This is a genomic window from Prosthecobacter sp., assembly GCF_044232965.1.
Taxonomy (GTDB): domain Bacteria; phylum Verrucomicrobiota; class Verrucomicrobiia; order Verrucomicrobiales; family Verrucomicrobiaceae; genus Prosthecobacter.
The window spans coordinates 62,349-87,799 of sequence record NZ_JBIIKX010000016.1 but is presented as its reverse complement, the minus strand read 5'-3'; the positions used below and the strand labels follow the sequence as shown (position 1 = coordinate 87,799).

General features: G+C 62.0%; 20 protein-coding genes. 10 read left to right on the top strand and 10 right to left on the bottom strand.

All coding sequences use genetic code 11. The features are described 5' to 3' along the window. Positions 1-41: 41 nt before the first annotated feature. From aroC to epsC, 6 genes are all read right to left on the bottom strand, one after another. Positions 42-1,127, bottom strand: a complete 1,086-nt coding sequence (gene aroC, locus ACILSI_RS09330) for a chorismate synthase (RefSeq protein ID WP_395721602.1) — start codon at positions 1,125-1,127, stop codon at positions 42-44. An 82-nt stretch (positions 1,128-1,209) separates the two neighbouring features. After that, positions 1,210-3,324 (bottom strand): hypothetical protein, encoded by a 2,115-nt coding sequence (locus ACILSI_RS09325; protein ID WP_395721601.1) that lies wholly within the window; start codon positions 3,322-3,324, stop codon positions 1,210-1,212. A gap of 68 nt (positions 3,325-3,392) precedes the next feature. Further along, positions 3,393-4,109 carry a YebC/PmpR family DNA-binding transcriptional regulator gene (locus tag ACILSI_RS09320; RefSeq protein WP_395721600.1) on the bottom strand — a complete coding sequence of 239 codons (717 nt, stop codon included), beginning with the start codon at positions 4,107-4,109 and terminating at the stop codon, positions 3,393-3,395. Positions 4,110-4,189: 80 nt separating this feature from the next. Continuing rightward, positions 4,190-4,585 carry an MmcQ/YjbR family DNA-binding protein gene (locus ACILSI_RS09315; protein WP_395721599.1) on the bottom strand — a complete coding sequence of 132 codons (396 nt, stop codon included), beginning with the start codon at positions 4,583-4,585 and terminating at the stop codon, positions 4,190-4,192. Further along, complete coding sequence (locus ACILSI_RS09310; RefSeq protein WP_395721598.1) at positions 4,548-5,168, bottom strand: SprT-like domain-containing protein; 621 nt, start codon at positions 5,166-5,168, stop codon at positions 4,548-4,550. The genes ACILSI_RS09315 and ACILSI_RS09310 overlap by 38 nt, the downstream gene beginning before the upstream one ends. Positions 5,169-5,173: 5 nt before the next feature. After that, positions 5,174-6,049 (bottom strand): serine O-acetyltransferase EpsC, encoded by an 876-nt coding sequence (gene epsC / locus ACILSI_RS09305; RefSeq protein WP_395721597.1) that lies wholly within the window; start codon positions 6,047-6,049, stop codon positions 5,174-5,176. Positions 6,050-6,159: 110 nt separating this feature from the next. Here epsC and ACILSI_RS09300 point away from each other — a divergent pair, with 110 nt between their 5' ends. Further along, on the top strand, positions 6,160-8,625 hold the full coding sequence (locus ACILSI_RS09300; RefSeq protein WP_395721596.1) for a DEAD/DEAH box helicase: 2,466 nt from the start codon (positions 6,160-6,162) through the stop codon (positions 8,623-8,625). A 24-nt stretch (positions 8,626-8,649) separates the two neighbouring features. Here ACILSI_RS09300 and ACILSI_RS09295 read toward each other — a convergent pair whose 3' ends face one another. After that, positions 8,650-9,759 (bottom strand): site-2 protease family protein, encoded by a 1,110-nt coding sequence (locus ACILSI_RS09295; RefSeq protein WP_395721595.1) that lies wholly within the window; start codon positions 9,757-9,759, stop codon positions 8,650-8,652. 10 nt (positions 9,760-9,769) lie between these two features. Then, a complete protein-coding gene (locus ACILSI_RS09290; RefSeq protein WP_395721594.1) occupies positions 9,770-11,656 on the bottom strand; it encodes a SulP family inorganic anion transporter in 1,887 nt (628 codons plus the stop codon). 128 nt (positions 11,657-11,784) lie between these two features. Between ACILSI_RS09290 and ACILSI_RS09285 the strand changes: the two genes are divergently transcribed. Continuing rightward, positions 11,785-12,081, top strand: a complete 297-nt coding sequence (locus ACILSI_RS09285; protein WP_395721593.1) for a Smr/MutS family protein — start codon at positions 11,785-11,787, stop codon at positions 12,079-12,081. 5 nt (positions 12,082-12,086) lie between these two features. Here ACILSI_RS09285 and ACILSI_RS09280 read toward each other — a convergent pair whose 3' ends face one another. Continuing rightward, positions 12,087-12,584, bottom strand: coding sequence for a hypothetical protein (locus tag ACILSI_RS09280; RefSeq protein WP_395721592.1), 498 nt, complete (start codon positions 12,582-12,584; stop codon positions 12,087-12,089). 121 nt (positions 12,585-12,705) lie between these two features. On the opposite strand from ACILSI_RS09280, the gene tig reads away from it, so the two are divergent. Further along, on the top strand, positions 12,706-14,055 hold the full coding sequence (tig, locus tag ACILSI_RS09275; protein WP_395721591.1) for a trigger factor: 1,350 nt from the start codon (positions 12,706-12,708) through the stop codon (positions 14,053-14,055). A 238-nt stretch (positions 14,056-14,293) separates the two neighbouring features. Here tig and ACILSI_RS09270 read toward each other — a convergent pair whose 3' ends face one another. Continuing rightward, on the bottom strand, positions 14,294-14,533 hold the full coding sequence (locus tag ACILSI_RS09270) for a hypothetical protein (RefSeq protein WP_395721590.1): 240 nt from the start codon (positions 14,531-14,533) through the stop codon (positions 14,294-14,296). 783 nt (positions 14,534-15,316) lie between these two features. Between ACILSI_RS09270 and ACILSI_RS09265 the strand changes: the two genes are divergently transcribed. The 7 genes from ACILSI_RS09265 (at position 15,317) to ACILSI_RS09235 (ending at position 25,421) form a co-directional block, all read left to right on the top strand. Then, on the top strand, positions 15,317-16,183 hold the full coding sequence (locus ACILSI_RS09265) for a fumarylacetoacetate hydrolase family protein (protein WP_395721589.1): 867 nt from the start codon (positions 15,317-15,319) through the stop codon (positions 16,181-16,183). A gap of 19 nt (positions 16,184-16,202) precedes the next feature. Then, complete coding sequence (locus tag ACILSI_RS09260) at positions 16,203-17,600, top strand: FAD-binding oxidoreductase (protein ID WP_395721588.1); 1,398 nt, start codon at positions 16,203-16,205, stop codon at positions 17,598-17,600. Beyond that, positions 17,597-18,550 carry an FAD-binding oxidoreductase gene (locus ACILSI_RS09255; protein WP_395721587.1) on the top strand — a complete coding sequence of 318 codons (954 nt, stop codon included), beginning with the start codon at positions 17,597-17,599 and terminating at the stop codon, positions 18,548-18,550. Before ACILSI_RS09260 ends, ACILSI_RS09255 begins: the two co-directional genes overlap by 4 nt. After that, positions 18,547-19,809 (top strand): (Fe-S)-binding protein, encoded by a 1,263-nt coding sequence (locus ACILSI_RS09250; RefSeq protein ID WP_395721586.1) that lies wholly within the window; start codon positions 18,547-18,549, stop codon positions 19,807-19,809. Before ACILSI_RS09255 ends, ACILSI_RS09250 begins: the two co-directional genes overlap by 4 nt. A gap of 84 nt (positions 19,810-19,893) precedes the next feature. Continuing rightward, positions 19,894-20,712, top strand: a complete 819-nt coding sequence (locus tag ACILSI_RS09245; protein ID WP_395721585.1) for an IclR family transcriptional regulator — start codon at positions 19,894-19,896, stop codon at positions 20,710-20,712. Next, positions 20,709-24,032 carry a PSD1 and planctomycete cytochrome C domain-containing protein gene (locus ACILSI_RS09240; protein WP_395721584.1) on the top strand — a complete coding sequence of 1,108 codons (3,324 nt, stop codon included), beginning with the start codon at positions 20,709-20,711 and terminating at the stop codon, positions 24,030-24,032. Before ACILSI_RS09245 ends, ACILSI_RS09240 begins: the two co-directional genes overlap by 4 nt. A 6-nt stretch (positions 24,033-24,038) precedes the next feature. Further along, a complete protein-coding gene (locus ACILSI_RS09235) occupies positions 24,039-25,421 on the top strand; it encodes a DUF1501 domain-containing protein (RefSeq protein WP_395721583.1) in 1,383 nt (460 codons plus the stop codon). Positions 25,422-25,451 lie beyond the last annotated feature (30 nt).

Genomic DNA, 25,451 nt, shown 5'->3' with positions numbered 1-25,451 from the left:
GACTCTAGCGGACACGTCTGCGGATACGAGTTCTTTTTCCGTCACCCGCGCATCGCCCGCTGGCGCAGGAAATGATCCGCCAGCACGAGATGCACCATCGCCTCGACCATGGGCACGGCTCTTGGCAGCACGCAGGGGTCGTGGCGACCACGGGCGGACAGCGTCGTGTCCTCGCCGGTGTTGGTGACGGTTTTTTGCTCGCGCAAAACGGTGGCGGTGGGTTTGAAGGCCACGCGAAAGACGATCTCCTCGCCGTTGCTGATGCCGCCCTGCACGCCGCCGCTGCGGTTCGTGCGCGTGCGGACGTTTTGACCGTCCATGTAGAACTCGTCGTTGTGCTCCAGTCCGGTCATCGTGGTGCCGCCGAAGCCGCTCCCAATTTCAAAACCCTTCGTGGCAGGCAGGCTGAGCATCGCCTTGGCCAGATCGGCCTCCAGACGGTCGAAAACTGGCTCGCCGAGGCCCGCAGGCACGCCGCGCACGACGCACTCGATGATGCCACCGACGCTGTTGCCCTCGCTGCGGATGTTTTCGATAAGCGCGATCATTTTCTCCGCCGCCACCGGATCGCAGGTGCGGACGATGTTCGATTCGATGACCTCGGAGTTCAGCGCGGAGCCGGCGGGCACCTCCGCGTGGATGTTTTGCACCGTTTTAACGTAGGCGAGCGCTTCATAGCCGGAAAGAGAGTGCTGAAGCACTTTCCGCGCGATGGCACCAGCGGCGACGCGACCAATGGTCTCGCGGGCGCTCGATCTACCGCCGCCGGAGACGGCGCGGATGCCGTATTTGGCATCGTAGGTGTAATCAGCGTGACTGGGGCGATACGCCTGCTGCATCTCGGTGTAAGCCGAAGGACGCTGGTCGGTATTGCGAACAAAAATGCCGATGGGCGTGCCCAAAGTCTGCCCATCAATCACACCGGAAAGAATTTCGGCGGTGTCGTCCTCTTTACGCGGCGTGACGATCTTGCTCTGGCCCGGGCGACGACGGTTCAGCTCGTGCTGGATGTCCTCAACGCTGAGCGGGATCTTCGGCGGGCAGCCGTCCACGACGACCCCGACGCCGGGGCCGTGTGATTCGCCCCAGGTGCTGATGCGGAAAAGAGTGCCGAAGTTGCTCGCCATAGGCCGCTCATGATGCGGAGCTTGATTCAAGGTTCAAGGTTCAAGGTTCAGCACTGTTGTAGGGTAGGAAACAGCCAAACGCTCAGTCGTAACTCAGCACATCGTGGATTTTCCACGACAGCACCCCGCGTCCCAGTCCGCCTTCGCTCCACTTGCGAAGTTCGAGCACCTCCAGCGGTTCCAGCCACTTGGCCGCTTGCTTGAAGCCTGACACGTCATTGCCTCCTTGACCACGCACCACGGCAAAGGCCTTCAAAAACTCCCGCAGCTTGGTGAAGCTCAGCTTCACGCGCGTTCCCGCCGTCACGGCTTTGCCTGCCTGGGCGAGATTGTCGGCAAACTGACGCTGTAATGCCCGCGAGGTGCCAAGCATGAAGAACTTGTCCGTCAGCGACACGCAAGGCAGCAGATCCTCGGATTCAAACGGCAGCGTGTAGGCGTAACTCGTCACCGGTCCTTTCTGCCTCATGATCGCCTGCGGCAGTTCCAGTGGTTGCGGCAACGGAGCCTGTTGCGCCAGCTTTTGCAGCGCGGTCTCGATGTTCTGCCACGAGACCCCGATCAACGCGCGATTTTTCATCTCATGCAGCACCGTCAGGCGCGGCAGCGGCACATCCTGCCCGCCGGGTGGCAGACCTGGCAGCAGGGGCATCTTGCCGCCGACATCCAGGATGAACGCGCCATCATTTCCCAGCGCCTTCTGCCAGATTGTTTTCGTGCCGTCATAAACGTCGAGCACGCCTGGCAGCACCGTTTGATCCACCAGCTTGAAAATCTCTGCCGCCTGCTTACCGCCCACGCCCGCGCCGATGACCTCCTTCGTCGCCGCATGGGCCAGCTTCATCCACGCCTCAAAATAAGCGCGTCCAGCGCCCGATGCCGCGCTTTGGCCGCTCACACCCAGCACCACGGATTCATCATCGAGCAGCGGTGTGAACTGCGATCCCTGCGCCAGCACCGCCGCGTTCGCCGGGTTGACACTGCCGGCCCAGTCCAGGTGCAAACCCGCGTCCCACCAGGCCACGGCGGCGCCATTCATGAAATCAGCGCGGTAATACGCCTGCTCAGCCGCTCCCAGCTCCACAACCAGCGGTGCCAATGACCTCGCCACACCAGCAAACATCCGCTCCTGCTCCAATCCCGCCAGCAAACCGCGCAGCATCGGCTGAAAGGGCTCATCGGATTGCAGCGCGTTCAAAAACGCCCCGTCCCAGCAGGCGACCAGGCCCAGCTCACGTTTCGCATGCGCGTCGTCCGCGAAACGCATCTCGCTCCGCGCCAGCATCGAGTCCTCGACCGAATTCGCCAGCCGCACCTGCTCCGTCGTGCGCCCCACCGCCACATAGGCGCGGCCTTTGCCCAAGCCGAGCGCCAACACCCACTTCTTCCGTGCCAGCACCTCCAGGCCACGCGCCACGCGATCCCGGATCTCGGGGGTGATCTGCGGCATCGACTTCACCAGCGCCTCCAGCCAGACACGCCGCCGCTCCAGCGTCAAAATCTCGTTCATCGCGATCTCGTTGACCGTGATCTGCTCGCCCTGCGTCGTCACGATGCGCGATTGCGGCGCGTCGCCAAGCCAGTCCGAGATCCGCAGCAGGCCGCTCATCTTTTGCAGCACCTTTTCCGGCTCCGGCGAGGCCACGCCGATCATCACCGGTGGCATTTCAAAGCGCTCCAGCCACAAAATCAACGCCTCCAGCACCTGCGCGTCACGCAACGCCGCTTCCATCATCTTTCCCGCGTCAAAACTCGTTCCCAAGCCCGCCAGCGCACCGCCGCTCATCATGCCGCGATACGCGGTCTCGTTGTAGAGGTCGTTCAACTGCCGCAGCATCACGATCCCCTTCGCGCTCTGCTTCCCAAACGCCACGAACGCCTCGTCCACCTGCACCGCCTCCGCGCTGCCATCCGCCGCCGGCAATTGCTCCTCCACAAACGCCATCGTCTGCTTCCACCAGTTCGTCGCTCTCAAGGCCTCCGCATGCTTGCGGAAGTGAACGCTGCTCACACAGAACTCCACATCCCCCGGCACCCGCTCCGCCAGCCCCAGCTTCGCCGCCTCCGTCATCAACGTCTGCTTCACCACGACGGGCGCTTCCGCTTGAGCCTTTGGCGCGGCTTTTTTCTTCCCGCAGCCGCAGAACAGCAGCACGGCCAGGAGCAGCAATGACGAAGCCCAAATGACGAATGACAAATGACCGAACCCACGTTCGGCATTCCCACTTCGGCATTCATTCGTCATTCGGATTTCCTCATTCGTCATTACTTCAGCGCCGCATACACGCGATGCACGTCATCATGCGCATCGAGCGTTTGCAAAAACTCGGTCACTTCCTCGCGCTGCGCGTCGGTCAGTTCCGGGTATTCCTTTGGCACATAGCTCATCTCCGAGGTCGTCACCTGCCAGCCTGCGGCCTTCAGCGCCTTCGTCACCGCATCCAGGGTCGTCGTTTGCGTGAAAAAACGTGCGCCGATGTGTCCTGCGGCCTCCTCGTCCTCGATTTCCAGCGGCTCCACGTTCTCCGCCTCGGCCTCCAGCGCCGCGACTTCGATGTCGAGCGACTTGTCCGCGTGATGCGCCTCGATCAAGCCCACATGGTCGAACATCCACATCACCTTGCCCATGCTGCCAGCGCGGAAGAGCACCTTGATGTCCGAAGAGGTGCGGTTGTTGTTGTCCGTGAGGCATTCCACGATCACCGGCACCCGGTGCGGCGTGAAGCCCTCGTAAGTTGTCGTTTCATACTGCACCGCGTCCGGTCCGGTGCCCGAGCCCTTCGCAATCGCTCGCTCGATCGTCTCGCGTGTCACGCTCTGCTTCTTTGCCACCGCGACGGCCGCAGCCAGTCGCGCATTGTACTCAGGATGCGGCCCGCCCAGCTTCGCCGCCACCTGGATTTCTCGTACCAGCTTGCCCGTGATCTTGCCTTTCTGGTCCGCGGCCATCTCCCGCCATTTCTGTTTCCATTGTGCGCCCATGATGTGTCTTTCAGTTCAAAGTTTAGACGCGCACCAAAGGTGGGAGCGGGGGGAATGCAAGCCGCGCTCCTGCCTCACGCTCACTTGCGCAGCGCTTCCCGCGCCTTCTTCGGCAGCGCGTCCACCACGAGCTGGTACGAATGCTCGATCAGCTCTCGGATCAGCTTCGGCGGCAGGCTGCCGTCCAGCATCACCGTGTTCCAGTGCTTCTTGTTCATGTGCCAGCCGGGTTTGATGGCCTTGTGCTCGTCTCGCAGCTCGATGGCGCGTTCAGGATCGCACTTCAGGTTGATGCGTGCGGGAAAATCCTCCGGCACGGTGATGGCAAACATCTTGCCGCTCACCTTGTAAACCAGCGCCTCGGGTCCAAACGGCGTCGTTTCCTCCGCTCCAGGCAGGCTCAGGCAGTGGGCGATGACATCCGGCAGGTCCATGCGGTCATGACGCCAGCAGCGCCAGTTTAAAGCGGCCGTCATACTGGCCGCCCGCGTGTTTGTTGCAGCAGTGCAGGCAGGCGGTAGGCCGACGGAACTTGCGCACACGCTGCACCGTCGTCTGGCAGGCCGGGCAGGCATAGACCAGCTTCCTCACCACCTCGTTGCGCGGCAGCGGCAAGCGATGATGTGCTTTTTCACCCGCGATGCCCAGATCCGCGCAGGCCTGCCGCCACTCACGCCCATGCGGTTCGATGCGCCGACGCCCGCTGCGATGGTAGGCGATCAAATGCGCCAGCTCATGCTTCAGCGTGCGCTCCACCTGCCCTTCAAAGTCACGCAGCAGCGGATTCAGTTCCACCGCCCACTTCGGATATCGCGCATAGCCCGCCGTGCTGCGCAGCCGTGCGTTCCAGCTCACGGTCAGCAGTTTCGCGCCACCGGGCAGCTCCAGCGCATGCAGCCACTCGCGTGCCTGCGCCTCCAGCGTTTCATCGCGACCGTCCTGCAGGGCGGTTTCGGTCATTTCCGGGGGCTCCACCGCCTCCAGCTCACGCACCGACTGAAACGGCGTCCACACCGGCGACGCCGTGAAGTCGAAAAAGAGCTGGGAGAGATCAAGCATGCGCGTCACTTCTGCTTCTTGGCCTTCACCTGATGCTCTTGCTGGCCGAGCGCGTAAAGCATGTCCGGCGGCACCGATTCAAGGATGAAAACATTCGCGCCGATGGTGCTCCGCGCGCCGATCACCGTGTCGCCGCCCACAATCGTCGCGTTCGCATACACCGTGACGTGATCTTCGAGTGTGGGATGCCGCTTCTTGCCACGCAGCGCCTGCCCGGCGGCCAGAGAACGCGCCACGAGGCCCACGCCTTGGTAAAGCTTCACATGGTTGCCCAGCGCCGCCGTTTCGCCGATCACCACGCCCGTGCCGTGGTCGATGAAGAAATGCGTGCCGATCTCCGCGCCGGGATGGATATCGATCCCCGTGCGGCCATGCGCCCACTCCGTCATCATGCGCGGGATGAGCGGTACGTTTTCTTTATATAAGACATGCGCTGTTCGCTGGATAGCGATCGCCTCCAGCCCCGGATACGCGAGAATGATCTCCTCAAAGCCACGCGCCGCCGGATCGCCCTCGAACGCGGCCTCCACATCGGTTTGCAGCAGCGCCCGCACTTTCGGCAGCGCCAGCATGAAGCGGCACACGAGGCCCTCGCTCTCCGCAGGCGCTGAATCGCCGTTCAACCGCACGGTGCGGCGCACCTCGACATTCAAACGCTGACGGATGCCCGCGACGAGCTCATGCGTCATGAGCTGAAGCTCGTCCGACGTCACCGCCTCCTCGGAAAAGAAGCCAGGGAACAGCAGGTGCAGCAGATCCTCGCACAGCGACGCGATCGCCTGCTTCGACGGCAGGTTCCCGCAATCGACGTGGTTGATCCCCCCGACCTCGTGATACGAGGCCATGAGGCTGGTGACGATCTCATCCTGGCGGCAATCCATGTGCTTCCAGCGATACCGCGCTGCGGAGGGGATTCAAGTGAGGCATCACACAAACCTTGGTTGCGCAGAGGTGAAGTTGTTCGTAACCACCCACTGCCGTGTGAATAACCATGCTCGCTAATATCAACCAGCTCAAACTTCCCGATCCCTGGCAGCACCAGGCGGTGAATTTGTTGCGCACGGGCACGGATGTGGTCGTCAGCGCGCCGACCGGGGCGGGGAAGACCTACATTTTTGAGCTGCTGCATCAAGGGCGGCATTTGTCCGGTCAGGCCATCTACACGGTGCCGACTCGTGCGCTCGCAAATGACAAATACGCGGAGTGGAAGGAGGCGAAGTGGAATGTGGGCATCGCCACGGGGGACATCGCGGAAAATGTCGATGCGCCGGTCGTGGTAGCGACGCTGGAGACGCAGCTCGAACGCCTCGTGCGCGGTGAAGGGCCGTCGCTGCTGGTGATCGACGAGTATCAGATGATCTCCGATCACGCGCGTGGCGCGAATTATGAAGCCGCCGTCGCACTAGCGCCTGCGGGCACGCGTTTACTGCTGCTCAGCGGCTCCGTGGCGAATCCCGAGGATGTGGTGGCGTGGTTGCGCGGGTTGAATCGCCAGGCCGAGGTCGTGTTGACGAAGGAACGGCCCGTGCCGCTCGAAGAAGTGCCCATGGAGACGCTGCCACAGCGTCAGCGGCAGTTTGAGAACTACTGGCCGCGCTTCGCCGCCGCCGTGATGATCGCCGATCTCGCGCCGCTGCTCATTTTCGCGCCACGACGCAAGGAAGCTGAGTCCATCGCACGCCGACTCGCCGCCGACCTGCCGATGGGTGATCCGCTTGAGCTCACCCCCGAGCAGCGGGCGGTGTGCGGCAAAGATTTGGCGACATTGATCGAAAAGCGCATCGCGTTTCATCACAGCGGCCTCTCGTATGGTGCGCGCGCCGGGGTGATCGAGCCGCTGGCGAAGGCCGGGCAGCTCCGCGTGATCGTGGCGACGATGGGACTCGCTGCTGGTATTAATTTCTCCGTGCGTAGCGTCCATGTGGCCGGCACGACCTATCACGACGGTCGCAGCGAGCACAAACTGGCTCCCGACGAACTTTTGCAGATGTATGGCCGCGCTGGTCGTCGGGGACTTGATGACAAAGGCCACGTCGTCACCAGTCGCGACAGTCCGTCGATCTTCGATGCGCGGCCTGCTCGGCTGCATCGCAGCGCCTTGCTCGCCTGGCCGATTTTCTTGCGAGTGATGAAGCATGCGGCTTTGAAGCAGGAAAACCCGTTTGAGGCCGCGAAGCACTTCTCCGAGCGTCTTTTCGCCAAAGTGCCGCCGCTGCTTGGTTTGGAGGACTTGGAGCCAAATGTCGCCCATCCGCATTTGGAGAACGTAAAGGCCCTCTTCGGCCTCGAAGCGACGGAGAAGCAGATTTTAAACTCCTTTGGCGAATGGGAGCGCAAACACAAGCATGCGCTGCAACGCGTGCCCTTGAGCCGAGTGCATGCCTTGCTTGGTGTTCCGGCCTTTGCGGCGAAGTTTGCGCATGGCATCGGCCGCGTGGGCAAGATTCGTCGTGAAAAGGATGTGATCTACGGTGTCGAGATCAGCCTTGGCACGCCGGTGGGTGATGACATCAAGCCCACCAAGTCGATCCGTCGCCTGTTGAAGCTGCCACGCAAGGCGGAGACGGTGCCGCTGGAGGAAATCACGGTGCTGCATGCCGGTGATCTGGCGAACGCGATCCTCGCCAGTGTTGAGGACGTGATTCATGACGTCGCGCCCGAGTTCATCGGCACGGTGACGAAGGAGAACCTCGTTTTCGCCTGCTTCGACCTCTCACCGGTCGAGGTGATGGCGTATGAGGATAGTCACGGGAAGCTGCTCTTCTCCCCGCAGGAGCGCAGCATCGTGGTACGGAACGAAACCGGCGTCCACATGCCTGAAACGGTCACCACCGACCGCGAACCGCGTCCTGGATCACCCATTCATGCCTGGCGCACGCTCGGACTCATCGACGCTGATGGTGCGCCGACGCGGCGCGGCGAAATTTTTAGCTTCTTCCAGCACGGCGAAGGTTTGGCGGTCGTCGCGGCGCTGGAGGACGAAAGTTATCCTGCGGACGATCTCGTGCATCACATGGCAAACCTGCGCAGCGGCTCGAAGTTCGATCTGCCGTTGGATTGCGGCTCCGAACGACTCGCCGCCGTGTGTCGCGGCACCTACGGCTTCGTTAATCATCACGGCTACCTCGAAAACGGCCTGCCCATCGACTACGGCGAGGGCGCGGCGGAACTGCTCGATGCCATGCTGCATCCTGAACAACCCGGTGCCCAGGATTTGAAGGCCGGTATCGCCGAGGGTGACATCTCCCGCGCCTACGTCGAGTGGCTGAGCCTGCTGCGTCACATCAGTCATGCGCCCGATCATCCATGGAAGCGCTGGATCGCGCTCAAGGAAGCCGCGAAGGCCGTGCTAAAGCACCACACCAAGACCCTGCGCCACTTCTTCCACCTCGACCTCCCGCCGCTGACCAACAAGCAGAGGCACGGCAAGACGCGGCATTATTTGATGGTGAAGTGAGCAGGCAGCCTGATCCCGGAGGGGTCAGGAGGTTGTGCGCATCTTCATCAGTGCCGCGCGCACCATGAGCGTCTCGCCGATATTTTCAGCGGTGAGCAGGCCGACGAGCTCGCCGCTGAGCGGATCAATGACAGGAAGAGCGGGGCAGTCGCTCGCGCCGAGCGCATCGAGAGCCTGGGTGAGATCAATGGCTGGTCCAGTGGCATCCGGGCAGCGGCGCATGACGTCGATCACGGGATGCGCGGGTCCCTTTTCCGCCAGCGCGGAGATGAGGTCATGCCTCGTGAGCATGCCCTGGATGCCGCCTTGCAGGTTCAGCACCGGGAAATCCTGCTGTGTGCCGGCGAGCAGCAGTGTGACGCCATCCCGCAGCGTTGCCTGGGGCGGCAGCGTGCGGAAATCGGTGAGCATGGCATCCTTCACACGCAGATCACGCGTGGCCTCCTGCTGCGTGACACTGGCGGCCTCCTGACCGGCCGCCATGAAGATGAAGAAGCAGATGAGCAGCAGCATCGGATGAAATTCGACTTTGTTCAGCAGCATGGCGATGCCCACCAGCATGGCGATGCCCTGGCCGATGGAGGCCGCCAGGCGTGTGGCCTTGCCGTAGTCGAGGAACCATGCGAGCAAGGCGCGCAGCACACGGCCGCCATCCATGGGAAACGCCGGGATTAGGTTGAAGACCACCATGAAGACATTCCACACCATGAGCTTCTGGAAGAAGTGTCCCGTTTTGAGAAAGTCGTAGCCGGGATTGAACTCTGCGTTGATGCCGAGCCCGAGAAAGATCGCGGCTGCGATGATCACATTCACCAACGGCCCGCAGATGGCGACGACAAACTCCTGCGAGGGCTTGCGCGGCATGCGCTCCAGCCGCGCGACGCCGCCGATGGGCAGCAGCGTGATGTCCGGCGTGCGGATGCCGTAACCGCGCGCGGCCAGCACATGCCCGAACTCATGCAGCACCACGCAGGCGAACATCGTCACGATGAACAGCATCGACTCCAGCGCCACGGCCATGCCCTGGCCGCTCATGAGGCCCTGGCTGGCGACAAACAGCAGCAGCAGAAAAAAGGTGACGTGGATGCGCACCTCGGTGCCGGCGAAGGTGAAGATGCGGAAGGACCATTTCATTGGGGAAGAGTTACGTTTTGTCCTGCTTGGACGGATCGAAATAGATGCGCACGTCGGCGTCCTTGATGCCGAGGATTTCCTGGGCGCGCCGCAGGGCATTGCGCGTGGCGAGGTTGGGGTTCGAGGGGCTGGCGGGGAAGATGTTGTCCTTGCCCACGACCTCCACCAGGCCGGAATCCTTCAACACGCGGTATAGATCCTTCACTACGCCGCTGATGATGAGATCGCGCCCGTCCATGCGCAGCGTGCGCACGAGCTCCTCAATGGCCATGGCGCAGGTGGCGTCGAGATGACGGGCGTTCTTGAGCCGCAGGATGATGATGCGCAGGCTGGGATCGACACACGAGCGTTGGATCTGCGTGCGGAACAGGTCGGCGGAGGCGAAGAACAGGTCGCCCTCGACATGCACAATCGAGATCGCCGGATGCTGGCGCGCGCCCTCGCGCGCCTCGGTGAGGTGGCCTTCCTCGTTGAACTCGTATTCGACCAGCGAGGGGCGGCTGGCTTTCCGCAGATACAGCACGATGGAAACACCGATGCCGACGAAAATGGCGACGTGCAGCGGCAGCATCAGCGTGGCGAGCAGCGTGATGACAAACACCAGCGCGTCCGAGCGCGTGGCATGGATGGAGATGCGGATGTGCCGCTTGTTGAAGAGCGAAACAGCCACGCAAATGACCAGCGTGGCCAGAGCCGCCCGCGGGATGTAAGCCACGGCACCGCCGAGGGTCAGCGCTCCAATCAGGCAGCACAGGCCGTTCCACATGCTTGCCAGGCCGGTGCGCGCGCCCGAGGCATAGTTCAAAGCGGAGCGCGTGAGAGAGCACGAGGCGGACATGCCGCTGAGGTAGGCGCAGGCAAGGTTCGACGCGCCCAGCGCCAGCATGTCCTGGTTCGGGTCCACACGTTGATTGGAGCGGCTCGCCAGAGTCTTGGACATGGCGCTGTTTTCCAGCGTGGCGAGGAAGGCCAGCGCCGCGGCGAGTCCGAACAAGCGGCTGGCATTGGCCAGCGCTCCGGTGGACATGAAATCAGGAAACGGCGGCAGCAGCTCGCTCCAGGTGAAGGTGGCGTTGCTGAAAGTCGGCACATGCAGCCCGAAAGCCGCCGGAATCAGCGCGAGCACGGAGATGACAACGATCGTGACCGCAAAGGCCGGCCAGCGCGGCAGCCAGCGCTTCATGCTGAGAAAGCTGGCCAGGGTGAGCACAGAAAACGTGATGCTGAGCCAGCCTGCATGATCCAGATGCGTGAGAATGCGGTGAACATGGCCGGGGAAGGTGATGACCAGCTTTCCACTGGCCTGCAAGACCTCCGCTGGAATGCCCAGCAGCACCGGAAGCTGGTTCACCGCGATCAGAATCGAAGCACCGGTCACATACGCCACCACCACCGTGCGGCTGATGAACTGGGTGAGTTCCGCCACCCGCAAAAACGCCCCCGCGATCAGCAGCGCCGCCGTCATGAACACCAGCAGCGGCATCATGCCGATCCGGTCCATGTTGGGATAAGCCGCGAAATACGAGAAGACCATGAACGCCGTCGCATTCGTCGGCCCGAAGATCGTGTGGCGTGAGGAGGCCAGCAGCGGTCCCACCAGCGCCGCGATGGCGGAGCAGGTGATGCCGTATTGCAGCGGCAGCCCGGCGATCAGCGCGTAGGCCATGCCCTGCGGGATGTCGAGCAGCGCCACGCTCGCCCCTGCGCGCAGATCGGCCATGAAGCTGCGCTTTCCATAGCCCAGCAGCGTCCGCCGCAGCGGAAACGGGTCCAGCGCGCTCTCCACGACGACGGATTGCAGCGACGCCTTTCCCTCAAGCGCGATGTCACGCAGTTGCTGGAACCAGGCTCGTAGGTGGGAAAGCAAAACAAACTCCTTGGGAAACGCTTCACGCACGCTAGACGCGGCAGCTTGGATCACAAGCTTTGCCACATGCCGATTTGCCACAGAGAGGCAAATTTGAGCGGCGACAGGCAAGGATGTTGCCACTGGACGACGCCCTTGCCCAAACACACACTCCATTCATGCCTGAGTCCGATGACGACGCGATCCCCGAGCTGGTGGAGCACCCCATCGGCCCGGAACTTGATCTGCACACCTTCCGTCCAGGCGAGGTCAGCAGCCTCCTGCCCGAATACTTCGCCGAATGCCGCAAACGCGGCCTTCTCCGCGTCCGCATCATCCACGGCAAAGGCAGCGGCACCTTGCGGACCGGTGTGCATCACCTGCTCGCGACTTTGCCCGAAGTACAGCAATGGATCTGGCCCGCCGATGAAGCGAGCGGCTCCTGGGGTGCGACGTGGGTGATTTTGAAGGCGTGATGTGATCACAGCCCCCACGCCGCGCTCGTCCACACTTTCGGCTTTTTGTTCTCCAGCTTTTCCAAGTCGAGCGGCGTGCTGTTTTTTACCTCCAGCTTCTGACCGCGAATTTCCAGGGTCAGCGGACCGGCGAGGTCGGCTTTTTCCAGCCAGAAGCGCAGGCGGATGTCGGAGGTGGTCTGGGCTTCGACACTGGCAGGGCGCTCGAGGGGCAGGATGAAGGGCGGCACGTCCTTGCCGGCGGCATTGATCAGGCGCACATCCGGCGGCTGCATGAAGAGCGGGCGCGGACTGGTGTTTTTGTAGCGGATTTCAAGATCGAGCCGGGCATTGCCGAAATCACGCTCCAGCGTACAGCGGCGGAGCTGCAATGGGGCATCGGCGTTCATTTCGGCCACGGGACCGCCCTCGTCCCCAGGGGCGTCGGACTGAAAAGACCACCACACGGCGATGCCGCCCGCGATGAGCAGCAGCCAGACCTCAAATCGTTGGAACAAGCGCATGTGGGGAAGAACCGGGTTTTCCGGGGTTGTCAAACCGGGAAGTTGCCCTAGCATGCCCGCCCCCCGACCCCGGCGACCGGTTTGCAGCCCCGCTGGACCCGCCCACAGCCCCATTTCCCCCATGAACATCAACGTCGAACACCAGCCCAACTGCCGCGCCGTCGCCCACGTCCGCGTTCCCGCCGACCAGGTCGGCAAGGAGCGTGACGAGATCATCACCTATTTCGCCAGCATGGTGCGCCTCCCCGGCTATCGCCCCGGCAAAACGCCGAAGAGCATCGTCGCCAAGCGCTATGAGAGCGAAGTGAAGGACGAGCTCGAAAAGAAGCTCATCAGCGAAGGCCTGCGCCAGGCTGTGAAGAGCGAAGGACTCGAGCTGCTGAACGTCCTGGCCGTGAACGACAAGATGTATCACGACACGGACAAGAGCTTCAGCTTCACCATCGAGATGAGCCTCGCGCCGAAGTTTGAGCTGCCTGAGTACAAAGGCATCCCGGTCAAGCTGCCGCGCATCGAGGTCACCGACGCCGATGTGGACCACGATCTCCTCCACCTGCGCGAAAACCAGGCCACCTACGAAGACGTGGAGCGTGCCGCCGCAAATGGCGATGTCGTCGTCCTCACCGTCACAGGCAGCCTCGATGGCCAGCCGCTTGGCGAGGCCATGCCCGAAGCCCCGGCGCACCTGAAGGAGATGAAGGAAAACTGGTTCCTCCTCGCCGAGGAGGACGATTTCCTCCCCGGCTTCTACGCTGGTTTGGTCGGCATCGCCAAGGACGATGAGCGCACGCTCAACATCACCCTGGCTGACGACTTCAACTTTGAAGCCCTGCGTGGCAAAACCATCGCCCTGGCTGCCAAATGCCACGGCGTGAAGAACAAGTCCGTGCCAGAACTCACTGAGGAATTCATCAAGAAGATCGGTGGCGAGGAAATGACCCTCGAAACGCTGCGCGACGAAGTGCGCGACGCCATCCGCCGCCGCAAGGAGCAGGCCCGCGACGTCGCCAAGTCCAATCAGGTCATCGCCCACCTCTTTGAAAAGGTGGAATTTGAGCTGCCGCAGGAAGTCGTGAACCGCGAGGCCCAGCGCCGCACGAATGAGATCGCCATGCGCGCCATGCAGCAGGGCATCGGCGAGGAAGAGCTCATGAAGCAGCAGGACGAGATCCTCAACAGCGCCACCAACCAGGCCCGCCAGAACGTCAAAGTCAGCTTCATCCTCGAGCAAATCGCCAAGAAGGAAGCTCTCGAAGTTCCCGGCCAGAAGATCGCCATGGCCCTCGCCCAGCTCGCCGAGCGCCAGAAGGTGCCGGCGAAGAAATTCATGGCCGAGGCGCAGAAGAGCGGCCTCATCGACAACGTGCGCGGCGACCTGCTCCTCCAGGAAGCCATGGAGTTCCTCAAGGACAACGCCACCGTCGAAGAAACCGAGCCCGAAGCCGAAAAGTGCGACGTTCACGGGCATTGATGCCGCATGACTGAGACTGTTGGAGACCGGTGTTGAGGCTCATCAACACCGGTCTTCGTTTTTTAAGCGAGGAGGAAGTGTTTCGGGCGCATGGGGCAAAGTAGATTCGATTGGCAATCTTAGCCCAAACGCCGCGTTTGCCATATGATTGAAGCCGCTTGTGCGGGTTCAAATCGCGTGGCCGCAGGGGCGTGTGGATGGCTGCCAGGCATGCCCGCAGCCTCCGGAAGGCCTCGGCTCACCCTCCGCGGTGCAGCGTGTCCAGCGCCTGATCAATCGCCCGCATGTTGAGCTCCTGAATCTCCGCAGCACTGCGCCCGACCAGCATCACCGGCAGTTCCTCCTCGAACTTCTGCCGCAGCACCCTTGTCGCCCGCGCCGTGACTCGCCCCCATTCCGCCCGCACATCGGCCACGGACACATGCGCCGCGCGGAACTCCGCCAGCCGCATCTCACGCTCATCGGTTTGCGCCTGCAAGCGCCGCAGCCGCAGCGCGGCTTCCTCCTCGCCACAATGCCCCGCCAGCGCTGCAAGGTGCGCCGGGTCACGCCGAGGATGGCCGCAAGCTCCACGAAGCTGGCGGCCACGGCAGGCCCCGCTTCCGCCTCCGCAGGGGTGGCGGTCATGCGTTGGAGCAGGGAGCGCTCGGAACGGCTGATCGGGTCGCCCTGCTGCACCCGCCGGGCGAGGTTGGCGAGGTCACGCTGGAGGAGCTTGTGGGCGAGTTGGGCAGGGAGTTCGTTCATGCTCTCGGGACCCGAGTCAACTCACGGCCACGGCGCGGAAGTGGGACATTTGGAGCACCAACTTTACACTTGGAGCATCCGCGCGCCCGGCGCAGCATGCGTCTCCGTGCATTCCTCTGCGCCAGCTTGCGGCAGCCAGCGCTCATCAGCGGAGGGACTCATCAAAAAAAGTGGGACACGAAAAAATTGCGTTTGCATGGAATTTGCGTGGTGGGGGGCCGACCCAAGGACTCGGTTGATCTCGAAAAGAGAGTCCCCAGTCTCGTGGCGGACCTTCGAAATGCCAAAACGCACTAGAGCCCTCCACCGGTTGCTAACACTCACGTTGGCTTGTCCCCGGCATGCTCGCACTCGCGGTGCTACTGTAGTCTGATGAAACTCCAGAAAGCATCCACGCAGCCTCCCGAACACGGCATCCTTGAGCTTCGCCATACACGTGCGGAAAATCAGACAGATGTTCTTGCTTCAAAGCGTAACTGGTATGACCTCCTACCTCTAACCCTTTTGCCCGTCTATGAAACTCATCCGCTTCGGCTCACCTGACCACGAAAAACCCGGTGTCCTCCTGGACGATGGACGCCGCATTAATGTCTCGGGGTTTGGCTCGGATTACGATGAGGAATTCTTTGGCGGTGATGGGCTGGAGCGACTGGCGGCTTGGGTGAAGGCTAATGCGGCCATGGCTCCGACGGTGGATGCGAGCGTGCGGCTGGGGCCTTGTATTGCACGACCGAGCAAGATCGTGTGCGTGGGGCTGAACTACACGGATCATGCGAAGGAATCGGGAATGCCGATCCCTGCGGAGCCGATCTTGTTTTTCAAGAGCACGTCGTCCATCGTGGGACCAAACGATGATGTGGTCATCCCGAAAGGCTCGCATAAAACAGACTGGGAAGTGGAGCTGGCGATCATCATCGGCAAAAAGGCACAGTATGTCAGCGAGGCAGATGCAATGCAGCATGTGGCTGGCTACGCGCTGCATAACGATTATAGCGAGCGCGAGTGGCAGCTTGAGCGCGGCGGTCAATGGGTGAAGGGCAAGAGTTGCGACACCTTTGCGCCACTGGGGCCTTTCCTAGCGACAGCGGATGAGATTCCTGACCCGCATAGCCTGCCGCTGTGGTTGAAGGTGAATGGTGTGACACGGCAGAACAGCAACACAGCGCAGATGATTTTCGGTGTGCCGAAGCTGGTGAGCTACATCAGCCAGTTCATGACGCTGCTGCCCGGTGATGTGATCAGCACGGGCACTCCACCGGGCGTGGGGCTTGGTTTGAAACCTGAGCCTGTCTTCCTAAAACCTGGTGATGTGGTGGAACTGGGTATCGCCGGACTCGGTGAATCACGTCAGGTGGCGCGAGCGTTCGCGGGGGTGGCATGATAATTCAATGACCTCACCTGTGAAAGATTCTCTCGAACAACAACTCAAAGCGTTGCTGCCGCGCGGGCGTGTGTTGACCTCGGCTGCGCAGCTTGCGGGCTATGGCGCGGATGGCTTGGGTTACAAAAACTACCTGCCGGATGCCGTGGTGATTCCTTCGGATGCCGAGGAACTCGCAGGCTTCATGCAAGGCGCGAGGGCGCTGAGTGTGCCGGTGGTGATGCGTGGAGCGGGCACGTCGCTTTCGGGCGGGCCGGTGGCGGCGCAGGGTGGCGTGATCGTTCACACATCGGCATTGAAGAAGATTCGGGAGATCAACACGGACGGGTTCTGGTGTGAGGTCGAATGCGGTGTGGGGCTCAATGATCTCGATGCTGCGCTGAAACCGCATGGCGTGTTTTATCCGCCTGATCCATCGAGTGGTCCGGTCTGCACACTCGGGGGCAATGTGGCGTCGAACGCGGGTGGTGCGCACTGCTTTCGCTACGGCGTGACGAGCAACTACGTGCTCGGAGTCGAGGCGGTGATGCTGGATGGCAGCGTGCATCGTTTTGGCGGTCCAGCGGGTGGTCGCGGTCCTTGGCGGGAGGATTGGAAACGCTTCATGATAGGCTCCGAAGGCACTCTGGCGGCCTTCACTCGTTTTTGGCTGCGGCTGCTTCCACTGCCGGAGAAAGTGTGGACCTTTCGCGCGACCTATCCCGATTTAAAGTCCACTGAGGCGGCGATTCATGCGCTGGTGGCTCATCCTTCGTATCCGGCGGCCATCGAGATGCTCGATCCGCGTGGTGTGGCGATGGTGGAAAGCAGCCAGATGGCATGCGGCTTGCCAGAGGGTTCCTTCATGCTGCTGGTGGAGATTGACGGTCCGGCGGCGCTTGTGAACGCACGGGTGGAGCCGGTGGCAGAGATTTTGTGCCAAGCCGGATCGCAGGACGTGATGTTTAGCGATGAAGATGATATTCGAAAGAAGCTCTGGAAGGCCCGCAAAGCCTCGGGCGGTCTGCTCGGCCAGTTGAGCCCTGCTTACGTCGTGCAGGATGCGGTGATTCCAAAACGGGCGCTGGCTGAAGTGCTCCAGCTTGTGTATGACGAAGCCGATGCGGCTGGCATCCGCGCCGTGAATGTCTTCCACGCAGGAGATGGCAATTTGCATCCGAATTTCCTCTTCGACTCAAGGGTGCCTGGTGAACTGGAGAAAGTGGAACTCATCAGCAAGCGCCTCATGCAGCGCGTCATCGAGGTCGGCGGCACGCTGAGCGGGGAGCATGGCATCGGCAATGACAAGTCCTCCTACATGCCGCTGGTATTCGGCCCAGACTCCATGCGGTTGCAGCTTGCCGTGCCACACGCCTTCAACCCCGCGCATCAAATGAATCCGCTCAAGGTTTTCGACAACCGCCGCTTCACCGCATGAACGTCTTCCCTCCCATGCTGAGCGAGCGGCTCTTTGTTCCTTTCCTGGATGAGGTGGACGGCACCCTCTGCCTTCCCGCCAGCGCCACGGCCGCAGACATGACTGCACAAGCCCGGGCGCATCGTCTCCGCTTTCCACTGCTTCTCGATCAAAGCCTCCCAATGAAGGATCAAATCGCCGCCACCACTCATGTGCCTGCCTCGTGCCGTTTTGGGCCGTATTGCGACAACATCCTCGGCATGAACTGGAGGCTGCCGAGCGGACGCATCGCGCGCATCGGCGAACGTGTCGTCAAAACCACGACCGGCTATGATTGGCTGCGCTTTCTGCTGCATAGCGGCACCCGCTTCGGCGAGGCGGTGGACTATGTGGTTCGTTTGCGCCCCGATTGCGGCTTTACCGCGATCGCTCTCTTCGAAGGCTGTCACAAAGCTCTGCAAAGCTGTGTCTCCAAACTCCTGCACAGCGGCTGGATGCATTGGTGGGATGCGGTGGACTTCATCACCGAAGGCACAGCCTCGAAGGTGCGCGTGTTGGTGCATTGCGTGCCGGAGGAAGCCGAGATTTTCGCCCGTCAGCTCGAACTCATCGCTTCTTCGAGCCATGCACACCTCACTCTGCAACATCATGCGCCTCCGCCTCTCGATGGATTGCCCGACCTGGTGCTGAAGACCACGACGGACCGGCTGCCGGAACTCGCGGCGGCGCTTTCAAAGGAAGTCGAACGAAGCATCGCGCTGTGCTACAGCGGAGTGCTTCATCTCCACCTGAAGCCGGGCGAGGATCAGGCCGAGCGCATCCACGCGCTCGTGCAGAAGGTCGCCCACGAACTTCACGCCATCGGCGGTGACTGGCACTCGCGTTGGCTGCCCGCCATGCCTCCCACGATCACCGAGTCCGCATGGATTCAGACCTTGGAGCAAGCCATCCACGACTCCTCCACCTCATGACACCAGTTTCCTCGCCAGACTACTTCTCAAACTGCACCCACTGCGGCTTCTGCCTCGCGGTGTGCCCAACCTACAAGCTCACGGGCGATGAAAACAACTCGCCACGTGGCCGTTTGCGCCTGTGGAGCGAGGAGGCGGCAGGACGACTGCCCCGGGACGAGTGGACGGATTTTTACACCGCCGAGTGCGTCGGCTGTCTCGCCTGTGAGACGGCATGCCCGGCCATGGTGCCTTACGGCTCCATTTTTGAGCATACGCGCCACGAGCACGTCGTCACGAATCGTTTCAAACCCAGGCTGCAACTTCGGCTTGCCGCCCTGGCGGTCACGAGGCCGCTGCTGTTCAACCTCGCGCTGCTGCCCGCACGACTGCTGCGTCGCGCAGGCATCAGCCTGCATCGCTTTCTCTTCCCGGGCCGGCCTGCTGTCTTGAAAAGCACCGCCGCGTATGCGGATGAACTCATGCAGCGACATCGCCCCACCGGGCCACGGGTCGCCCTCCTCACGGGTTGCCTGATGGAGGCCGCGTTCCGCGAGATCAACTTCGCCACGGTTCGCGTGCTGATCGAAAACAACTGCCAGGTGATCATTCCCGACGAACAAGGCTGCTGCGGTGCCTTTCAAGAGCATACCGGCCTCGATGGGGTGGAAACATTGCGCGAGCAGAATCGGCGAGCGTTTGGCCCACTCGATGTCGATGCCATCGTCAGCAACTCGTCCGGCTGCGGTTACGCTTTGGGCAAGACATTGCAGCCCGGCAAACAGGTGCGTGATGTGCTTGGCTTCCTCGGTGAACTCAGCTCCGTGCGCCGCCAGCGTGGTCGCGATGATGGCACGCGAGTTTATGTGGATCTGCCCTGCCACCTCGTGCATGGACAGAAGGCAGCAGGCATCCCCGCGAATGTGCTTGATGCCACTGGCTACCGCTGGGAACTCGCGCCAAAGGCCAAAGACTGCTGCGGCTCCGGTGGCGTTTACAACATCCAGAAGCCCGAGAACGCGCAGGAAATCCTCGCCGACAAATCCGCCTTCCTCAACGAAGCCGAAGGCGCACCCGTCATCCTTGGCACATCGAACCACGTCTGCATGATGCAGTGGCACAGCGCCGGCGCCACCGGACTCGTCACCCGCCCTTATGAGGTGAGGCACATCATCCAGCTCCTCGATCCCGGCGAGGACTTCAGCATCCCTCAGGCCCGTGATCCAGGGGCGATGGAGGGGGTGGGGCTCGTCTGCGGGCCTGGCATGACGGCGGATTAATCAACTCCAGTGAGCCGAACTGACTCGAAAGAAGTTACGAAGGACTCGCGTTTCTATATACACACAAACACACAAATATAGAAAATGCCTCGCAAAGCCACATCCCGCCGTGAAACGACCTCTCCTATTCAAGACTCAGGCTTCAGCACGCCAAGTCTCGATCGTGCTCTAGCGGTGTTGCGTTGCCTTGGCGCAGCTTCGGGTGGGTTGACGCTCTCGGAGATCGCCGGGCGGCTCAGCTTGTCGGTAAATTTCGTCTATCGGGTCACGCAATCGCTCGTGGCACATGGCTATGTGGTCCGGGATGCGGAGAAGCGCTTCAGCATCGGGGCGCAGATGCTGGCGCTGTGTCAGCCGGTGGTGGATGATGTGCCGCTGGCGGAGGCCGCCCTGCCGGCGATGCGCTGGCTGAGCGAGCAGACGGGGGAGGCTGCGCATCTCGGCATCATCAGCGGGTTTGAGGGCATCGTGCTTGAGCGGGTGATCGGCAAGGCGCTGATCAAATTTTACGTGGAGCGTGGCACGCGTTTTCCGCTGCACACGAGCGGTCCGGGGAAGGTGATGCTAGCCTTCATGCCGGAGGCGGAGCGGGACGAAGTCATCGCAGGCATGAAGTTCGAGCGCTTTCAGCCTTGGACGATTTCGAACCGCAAGGACTTCCTGAAATGCCTCGAACAGGTGCGGCAGCAAGGCTGGGCGGTGGATGCAGGCGAGCACCTGGAGGGGCATCACTGCCTGGGCGCGCCCATTCTCGACGCGGATGGAAACGCCATCGCCAGTCTGTGGATCTCGGGACCCAGCCAGCGGCTTTCGGAGGAGCGTCTCGTCAAACTGGCTCCGGTGGTGAAAAAAGCGGGCGCGATGGCCTCGACCGCACTCAACCCTGCCCACGCAAAAGCATGAAATCACTGATTCGTTCGATTTCTGGGCCGTTCCTGGCGCTGCCCATCCTTGCCACGGCGGCGGAGCCCGATGGCACGGCGTTCTTTGAATCCCGCATCCGGCCTGTGCTGGTGATGCAATGCTACGAATGCCACAGCGCGGAAAAGACGAAGGGCGGCCTGCGGCTGGACTACCGCGGCGGTTTTGAAAAGGGCGGCGAGAGCGGTGCGCTCGTGGACGCTAGCAAGCCCGACAAGAGCCTGCTTCTTCAAGCCATCCGCCACGATTCAAAGGACCTGAAGATGCCGAAAGGAGCTGACAAGCTGCCCGGTGGTGTCATCGCTGATCTCACACGCTGGGTGAGCATGGGCCTGCCGGGTTTGTCCGAGAATCCGCCGAGCGCGCAAGCCGCTGCCACCGAAGAATGGCAGGCCAAACTGGCGAAACGCCGTGCTCACTGGGCCTGGCAGCCGGTGCAAAAGCCAACGGTGCCGAAGCTGGCAGCGCACCCGGTGGACAGCTTTCTCATGGCGAAGATGCAGGAAAAGGGCTTGGAACCCGCCGCACCGGCAGCGCCTGCCGCGCTGCTGCGCAGGCTGAAGTTCGCCCTCGTGGGCCTGCCGCCGACGGAGGAGGAGATGGAGTCTTTTGCTGCGGCAATGGGACAATCAGATGGGGAGAAGGTCTATGTCACCTTGTCTCCGACTGAAGCTCTCATCGACCGCCTTCTCCAGAGCCCGCAGTTTGGCGAGCACTGGGCCGCTTACTGGCTGGATCTGATGCGTTTTGGCGAGACTGGCGGCTATGTGCGTGATTATCCCATCCCGCAGGCCTGGCGTTACCGCGACTATGTGATCCGCGCCTTCAATGCGGATGTGCCGTATGACCGTTTCGTGCAGGAGCATGTGGCGGGCGACCTGCTTCAGCCGCGGCTGAATGCTGCGATGAAGATCAACGAGTCACCACTCGGCACGGGCTTCATGCGCCTGATGGAGGTTTCCTCGACCGCATCGGATGTGGCGTTGGAGGAGGCGCAGATCGTGGAAAACCAGATCGACACGCTGGCGAAGGCTTTCCAAGGCCTCACGGTCTCCTGCGCACGATGCCACGATCACAAATTTGATGCGATTTCCACGGCGGATTACTACGCACTGTTTGGCACGCTCGCCAGCTCACGGCAGAGCCAGGTGATCATCGATGCCCCGGAGGTGAAGGACAACGGAGTCGCGGCGATGCAATCCGCCAAGCAGCAGATGAAGGACCGCCTGCTCACGCTATGGAAAGATGATGTGCAAACTCAGAGCACAGCGTTGCAAACATGGCTGCAAGCCGGGCCAGGCAACAAGCCAGACAAGACGACCTTCTGGGGGCGTGTCTTGCTGCGGGAGAAAGTGGACCGTGCTGATCCGGGGCATTTATTCAAAAGCATCAGCCAAACGCCTGCGAACGACCATTTGGAAACATCAGCCGCGTCATGGCTCACCGAGCAGCGGCGTGAGTCTGTCGCCCGCGAGGTGCGGAACCGGAACAAGTTCAAGACCAAGGCGGATTTTCGCGAGAGCGATGCTGGCTGGTTCCTCTCGGGTGTGCAGCCGGGCACGGTCTGGAGCGGTGGCAGCGATTTCACACTGATGCCGGAGGGCAAGGAGCTGGTCGATCGCTTCGTGTCTCCGGGCCTCAGTTCGGACCGGTTGACCCGCAAGCATGGCGCCATCGCACGCTCGGTGGATTTTACGCTCGGCACGCAATTCGTCAGCCTGCGGGTCGCGGGTGGTTCGTCGGCGCATGTGCGGCTGATTCAAAACAACTTCCAGCAAATGGAGAACATCGCTCACGCCAACAAAGTGCGGCACTTTGATTCACGCTTTCCCACCTGGGTCACGGTGCCTGTGGGGCATCAGGCGAGCTGGCAGGGACGCCGCTCGTATTTGGAGATCCTGACCAAGGACGATGCGGCCCACTTCCGCCGTTCCGATGAGGGCAACAAACCTTATCAACTCGTGGTCAATGACGCGACTGGTCGCTCATGGTTCGGTGTTGATCAGATCGTGGAGCACCAGACTCCAGGAGCGCCCGAGAATGACCTGCGACTGACCCTTCGCCTCGCGCCTGCGAGTGCGCCATGGAACGCCGAAACTCTCGCGGCGCACTGGCGCAAGGAATGTGATGCCGCGCTGGATCGCTGGGGCCGCAACGCGGCGAAAGCCGACGATGTGGAGTTGCTGAACTGGCTGCTGGAACACGGCGCTCTGCGCAATCAATTGGCCCAACTGCCCGGCGATGTGCAAAAGCTCGCGGAGCAGTATCGAGCGCACGAATCCGCAGTGCCGCGTTTCCAGCGTGCCTCGGCCATCGTGGCGGAGGGCACAGGTTTTGATTCGCCCGTGCATCGTCGCGGCTCGCCAGATTCACCGGGTGAAAAGGCTCCGCGCCGTTTCCTTGAGGTCATCCACGGCGCGGAAGGTTACACCACCGGATCGCAGGCGCGGCTGGAACTAGCGCACGACCTCACCTCGCCGCAGAATCCGCTTACCGCTCGCGTCATGGCGAATCGTGTGTGGCGCTGGATCTTTGGTCAGGGGCTCGTGGCCACCGTGGACAACTTCGGCGTGATGGGAGAAGCGCCGAGCCATCCCGAGCTGCTCGATTACCTCGCCACCTATCTCGTCGAGCATGATTGGTCGGTGAAAGCCTTGATCCGTCATCTCGTCACGAGCCGGGCTTTTCAGGCGCAAAGCATCGCCTCCGCCAAGGCGCAGCAAGTGGACCCAGCCAACCGACTCCTCTCGCACATGCCGGTGCAGCGCCTGCGGGCCGAGGCGGTGCGCGATTCCATCCTCGCGGTCTCTGGCACGCTGGATCAAACGATGTTTGGCTACACCGGTCCGGCGAACCAAAGCGAGAGCGCTGCCGTGGCCCATCCGAAGCTGCGGCGTGGGGTTTATCAATACATCCGACGCGAGTCGCTCGATCACATGATGCTCATGTTTGATGCGCCGGAGCCATCCCGCACGCAGGGCGACCGCGAGACCAGCAGCGTGCCCGGGCAGTCGCTGCTCCTGCTGAACAGCGCTCTGGTCCACGAGCAAGCCACCGCCTGGGCCGCGAAGGATATGAAGCTCCGCAAGGGTTACTCGACCGAGCAGCGCATAGAGCATCTCTTTGCCACGGCGCTCGGTCGCCAGCCCTCCGCTGACGAGGTGCAGTCGCTCGTCGAGTTCATCGATGACCAGGCCGAGGCCTACGCCCTGCCGCCCGCCGCGCGTAGCACGGACCAGCGACTCTGGGCGGACCTTTGCCACGTCCTCATCAACGCCAAAGAGTTCCTCTACATCCCCTGATTCGCCATGCAGCCTTCACCACCTAGCCGCCGATCCTTCCTGCAAACCAGCGCCTCGGGCTTTGGCTGGCTCGCGTTGCAGTCGCTCCTGGCTGACCGCTCCTTCGGCTCGCCCGTGCAGATCACCACACCTCACCTGGCACCGAAAGCAAAACGCGTCGTGTGGTTCTTCCTCGATGGCGGTCTCTCGCATCTCGACAGCTTTGATCACAAGCCGCGGCTCAACCAAGATCACGGCAAGCCGCTGCAGGTCGCTGGCAAAAAAGAGGACATCACCGGACGCACCACCAATGCCATCCTCGGCAGTCCCTTCGCCTTTCAGCGCTACGGCGAGTGCGGAAAGATGGTGAGCGATCTCTTCCCTCACATCGGCTCCTGCGTGGACGATCTCACCTTTCTCCATGCCGTGCATGGGCCGTCTCCCGATCACGAGAGCGCCATCGGCATGTTGCACGGAGGCTCGCTTTTGCAGGGATTTCCCAGCGTCGGCTCGTGGGCGCACTACGGCCTCGGTTCGGAAAATCAGAACCTGCCCGGTTTCGTCGTCATGGGCTCGCGGAAGCGCATGTATCGCACCAATGGATTCCTGCCGCCGGTCCATCAAGGCTCGCCCTTTTTCCAGGACCCAGCCCGGCCTTTGTCTGACCTCATGATGGCGGAGAAGATCAAATCGCTCCAGCAAAACAAGATGCGGGCGGTGGGGCAGCTCGACCGCGATTTTCTGAAATCCTCCGCACAGAATCAGATCATCGAGGCCGCCATCGCCAACCACGAAAAGGCCTACGTCATGCAGGATGCCGTGCCTGAGGCCACCGATCTCACCAAGGAAACCGCCGCCACCCTCGCGCTCTACGGCGTGGGCACCGAACGCAAGGAAACCGATGAGTTTGGCCGGCAATGCCTCGTCGCCCGGCGCCTGCTTGAGCGCGGTGTTCGCTTCATCGAGATCGTCAGCAACGGCTGGGACCAGCACGGCGATCTTCAGAACCTGCACGCCAAAAACGCCCGTGCCATTGATCGGCCCATCGCGGGCCTTTTGAAGGATTTGAAAGGCCGCGGCCTGCTCGAAGACACACTCGTCGTCTTTGCCACCGAGTTTGGCCGCACGCCCAACACCGAAGGCGGCGGCACTAAACCGGGCCGCGATCATCATCCCTGGGGCTTCACCATCTGGATGGCCGGCGCTGGTCTGCGTCCCGGCACCAGCCACGGTCAGCTCGACGACTTCGGTTACTTCCCCGTCGAAGGAGCCGTCGATATCCACGACATCCACGCCACCGTCCTGCACCTCCTCGGCATCGACCACGAGCGCCTCACCTACCGCTACTCCGGCCGTGATTTTCGCCTCACCGACGTGCATGGCAAACTCGTGAAGGAGATCCTCGCGTGATGAACCCAAGCCAATAGGCAGAAGAATGGG